A 4,646-nucleotide genomic window follows, 5' to 3' on the forward strand; every position below is an offset into this window, starting at 1 on the left:
ACAGTTGGAAAAAGCCGGCACACCACTCGATGATTTTGATCTTATCCTCGCTTCCTGTGCAATTACCCACAACATAACTCTTGTTACAAATAACACGAAACACTTCAAGAGAATTAAGGGACTAAAACTGGCCAATTGGGCGATATATCCAGAGCAGTAACCGAGGTCCGATTCCAAAGTGCGGTCATGAGACACGCGGTTGATGTAGCGGTTTGAGCGCATGACACACTTTTTTATGATACAATACGGCAAAAAACCGTACATAGCACCCTTCCTTTCGGCTCACCGGGGGAGACTCTCTTATGCAAAAAACAAGACCTGACCCTATAAGTTTTCCAAGAGAGGTCCACTGTGAATGCCGGTTATGGGCTGGTTTGTTGCTACTCTATCGAGATTATGAAGAACCTGTCATCTATTTTTCTGATAACAAACCGTTCATTTTGCTCTCCCTTCTTCTGATATACAGTCTGAACTTGAAACACTCCCCCTTCATCAGATATGTTCGAACTCTCTATCTTTGAATTCAGTATGCTCCCTGCAGCATCAAACCATGTACGTTGACCTTTGGTGAATTCCTGCCATTCTGAATCAGAAGGAATCCTGCCGTGTGGCCGGTATATCTCTTTTATCTTTGGATAGTCCTGGCTATTGAAATAGCTGTTCATCGTTTTGATGATATTCTCACCTTCTGTTCTCACTTTCTGTTCGTTCCTCTGTTTCAAGACCTCGTGGCTTTGATAGTTGTCGCTGTCCCCAATCACAAAGTCAAAAGCGACGTTGCTCATGCCCATTGCATCAAGCGTCGCAGTTCTTCCCATACCTCCAAAATGCAGGGCGTGGAAACCTTCTGTCAAGTTGGCCTTAGGCGTTATTTTGTACATATCCTTTTTTCCACTTATAGGCGCAACATCAAATTCAATATTGCTGACAGCGGACCACAAATTGACTTCAACATGTGTTCTACCGAATATATTCTGAACAGAGCTTCCCTTTACAAACCCCAGCTTTGCAAGGCCTATTGATTTTGGATTGATATCCTTTTCAAACACAATCAAGTATTTGACAGATTTGTGGCCCGTCCCGGAAGCGCCTTTCAGGCCGGCAATTGACTCCATGAGGTTTCCGGCGAGCATTATCTTATGTCCTTCCAATCGTACGCGTTCTTTATCGGTGTACGCATAAATGCCGTAGTTTTCAGGGAGGTTTTGACTGCACGCGACTAACAACATCGCAAAAGTTAAGATGATACAACTGATTTTTGTCATGTTCACTCCTTTATGATAAATGTGCCATCAGCATTAATATGATCCTTTTTTCTTCTTTTTTTCTTTTGGTTGAGTACGGGAAGGTGGTTCCTTCCCTACAGGTTCTACCTTTGCTGGTTCAAGTGTATCGACTATCGGTGAAGGTGGGGTTATTCTTAAATTGTTCTTAACACCGCCATCTGAAGTTTTAATTCCACCGAGCAACTCCCATGTTTGCCCGTCATCTAAGGTTCTGTAGAGTCCATCTAAGGTACCCACAAAGACGGCCTCCTTGCCGCCTTCTTTGGTAATCGCAATTAAAGCCGATGATATGGCAAACTCGCGGTTGCTTGGAGTATACTGAGCGAAGGGCTTCCATGTGTGACCGTGGTCGGATGATTTTATTATGAAGAATACATTTTCTTCTTTTCCCTGCTCTTTCTTCACCACATCCGTGTACGTGACAAACATAGTTCTTAGATCAACGGGGTCAATATAGACCGCCGAACCATCCTTATAATATGAATCCGTGCTTTTATGGCCCTGTTTCAGAAGAATTTCCCATGAATTACCCAAATCATTCGAGGAAAGTAAATAATCAGGCCGCTTAGTCTCATGAATATACAAAATGATACTATTCCCCTCAAAAAATATTGGATCGATTCTTCTTTGTTCTATTGAGACCGCATGTTCCTTGCCAAGCCCTTCCATGCTAGGCCTCAAGTCCTTCCATGTCCAACCCCCGTCGACACTGAGATGGGAATCTGCCAGCATTTTCTGAGGATCTCCTTTCGCATGAAGGAGATTGCGGGCCTTAACCTTGAGGTCTATCGTGTTCTTGGTCTTGATATCGTATCGATACACGTTGCCCGCGCATACATAGCGGATGTCCGGATTGTTGGGATGAAACCCTATGCTTGTGGGCCTCCATCTGAGAAACTTATTAGGGCTTGTCCATGTCTGGCCGCCATCATAGGTGACCGCCTCGCTGAATGCTTGGGGCGCCCATGAATCATCGAGCGCAAAAAGCCATATTTCCTTGTTGTTGTACGGTGAAACTGATATTATGGAAAAGCCATACCCACTATTAAAACTTTGAGCCCCTGCTTGACACATCAATGTGACACTATTCTGCTGCCACGTTTTGCTGCTATTTGTTGACTCGAATAAGCCGAATTTATTCGCGTCAACATGATTCTGGTTTTTGAGAAAAGCAAAAACACGGGGTTTACCATCAACCACTATACTTTTGAGGTTCGTAATTTTTGAATGAGGCATTACTCCGTCGTTGAGAGCGATAAGGTTATTATCTTTGTCCACATAATGGATTTTGGCCCTGTTGTCATAGATGATCATTCCTTTCGTTCCCGCCTCCGGCGGATATATGCCTATGATGCCGGCTGCCGTTCCGCTCTGCCCGGTGAGGAATGTAACCTTTTCCCATTTGGCACCGTCGCTGCTTGGGTGATAGACGGAACCGTCGCTGCCCATGAAGATATCAGAGTTCGTTGTTTGGTAAGAGTACACTCCGTCAGCCTTATTAAAACCATTGTTAAAATCAGTCCATGTTTTCCCGTTGTCTCCGGTCTTCAGAATACCTTTCTCTGGTGTCATTGCCAGCAAGGCCGGGCTATTAAGACTCGTGAGAGCGATTGCTTGGACAATAATCGGGAGTGTTTCAGCCGTCCTTCCTTTTCCCTGTACAAGTCGTTTTGGCAGAGTGTCGTCAATTCTTGACCACGTTGCCCCCGAGTCTTTAGAAATATGAAGACCTCCATCGGTTAAAGCATAGCAAGTGGATTTGTCCTTGGGGTGAATCAGGAGCTGATGGACCGCCCCATAAAGACCCGTTCGCGACCAGGCGAACCCTGCGTCTGCTGTTTTAAACAAGCCTGCGCCGGTCAAAACATAGATTTCCTGCGTGTTATGGGGGTTTATGACAATAGTACGCAATATCGGATCGGATGGAAGTCCGTTGCTGATTTCTATCCAGTTCTTCCCTCCATCCGTGCTTTTCCTTACAAGGTGTTTTGTATTGGAATAATGAACGCTTGTATTGACTGAATACAGCAGTTCCTTGTTGTTATGGTCGACCGCAAGAGAAATGGTGTTGTCCGAGAGTTTGCACCACTCATCTCCCGGATCATTACATCCATAGAACAGGCCGCCTTTATATAAAAGATAGGGTTTTCCTTTCCTGTCGGCCACAAGACGATTAGGATTGGCAGGTACCTGAAACGAATAGGGCATCACAAGTTGCGGGAGCGTACCGCTTTGCAGTTCCGCCGAACTTTTGGCACTTGTCTTTGCTTTATTTGTTGCACCTTCTTTTTTGTTGGCACACAATGCTGCACTGCTGCTGAATATAACAAAAACTAAAACAACAAAACATAACCCGAACTGAAATACTCGATTTCTGTTCATACAAAAATCCTCCCATTAAAGATGAAATACTGTAATAGCCATATAACTACGAAAAATGGAGATACTCATCGCCGATATTATATGCCACTGTCCAGTTTCCTATGATTGGCTCTTACGAAGGCCTTTTTTATCTCATTGACTCTAATATATTTACAAAAAGCAGACAGGTAAAGCAAACAAATTAAATGGACCGAACCTTAACGGTGGTGCGTATAAAACATTTGTTTTTTACTCAGGGTTTTTGCATTCCCTAACATTCGAATAATGTAACATTTATTTTTAGCGTTTTTGATATGGTTTTTTGCTCACTCCAAACATAATATTGCAGCTTTTATGTGGTAACTGTGGATGAATGCAAAACCGTCATGGTGTAGATTTGGAGGTGAATTTAATAATTTTCATAAAAAGCATTCCCATCTGAAATGTTCGACACAGGGAGGATGCATAATGCCTGTAAGCCGCGCAGAAAACTCGGAAATGTCTTGACACATTGTTCCTAAATTACTACAATAAATACAACATCAGGTGGACTCACAATACAATTAAAAAAACACCAGGGCAATGTCCGAAGAGTTAATGTTCTACCCGCAGGGTGTGCGGGTTGCCGTAATGAATCATTTTCTCAATTCCGGCAAAAGTTGTCTCAACTCCATGATCTCTGTGTACTCGAACGACCGTAAGGGAGCGGGCGAGAGGATAGCAATAAGCTTTTTTACAAAACCAAAATTTAAAGAGGGGGTAAAAATATGGCAACAAAAAAGACAAGTGCAAATCCTGAATTTCTGTACATTCCCGTAGACAAGATTATAGTGCTGGAACAGGTGAGATCGAGTATTAATGTTGAGACAGACTCATTCAAGTCGCTCGTGCAGTCAATCAAAGGCAAGGGTATCCTGGAACCGCTTATTGTAACCGGGCAGGATGACGGGACATATCTACTCATCTGCGGGGAGAGGCGTCTGGTGGCAGCACGGCAAC

The 4,646-nt window shown here is 43.7% G+C and carries 4 protein-coding genes; 2 read left to right on the forward strand and 2 right to left on the reverse strand.

Going from position 1 to position 4,646, the window contains the following annotated elements; genetic code table 11:
- A partial coding sequence (locus tag NT178_18795; protein ID MCX5814567.1) for a PIN domain nuclease occupies nucleotides 1-160 on the forward strand: 160 nt, incomplete at its 5' end.
- A gap of 220 nt (nucleotides 161-380) precedes the next feature.
- Here NT178_18795 and NT178_18800 read toward each other — a convergent pair.
- Both NT178_18800 and NT178_18805 read right to left on the reverse strand, forming a co-directional pair.
- Nucleotides 381-1,265, reverse strand: coding sequence for a hypothetical protein (locus tag NT178_18800; GenBank protein ID MCX5814568.1), 885 nt, complete (start codon nucleotides 1,263-1,265; stop codon nucleotides 381-383).
- 33 nt (nucleotides 1,266-1,298) lie between these two features.
- Nucleotides 1,299-3,668 carry a hypothetical protein gene (locus NT178_18805; GenBank protein MCX5814569.1) on the reverse strand — a complete coding sequence of 790 codons (2,370 nt, stop codon included), beginning with the start codon at nucleotides 3,666-3,668 and terminating at the stop codon, nucleotides 1,299-1,301.
- A gap of 746 nt (nucleotides 3,669-4,414) precedes the next feature.
- Between NT178_18805 and NT178_18810 the strand changes: the two genes are divergently transcribed.
- The coding region (locus NT178_18810; protein MCX5814570.1) for a ParB N-terminal domain-containing protein at nucleotides 4,415-4,646 on the forward strand (232 nt) is incomplete at its 3' end.

Source organism: Pseudomonadota bacterium (assembly GCA_026388255.1).
Lineage (GTDB): Bacteria > Desulfobacterota > Syntrophorhabdia > Syntrophorhabdales > Syntrophorhabdaceae > JAPLKB01.

Bases quoted from the DNA above. Each gene is read 5' to 3' on its own strand.
- NT178_18800 (MCX5814568.1), bottom strand. From the start codon at position 1,265: ATGACAAAAATCAGTTGTATCATCTTAACTTTTGCGATGTTGTTAGTC.
- NT178_18805 (MCX5814569.1), bottom strand. From the start codon at position 3,668: ATGAACAGAAATCGAGTATTTCAGTTCGGGTTATGTTTTGTTGTTTTA.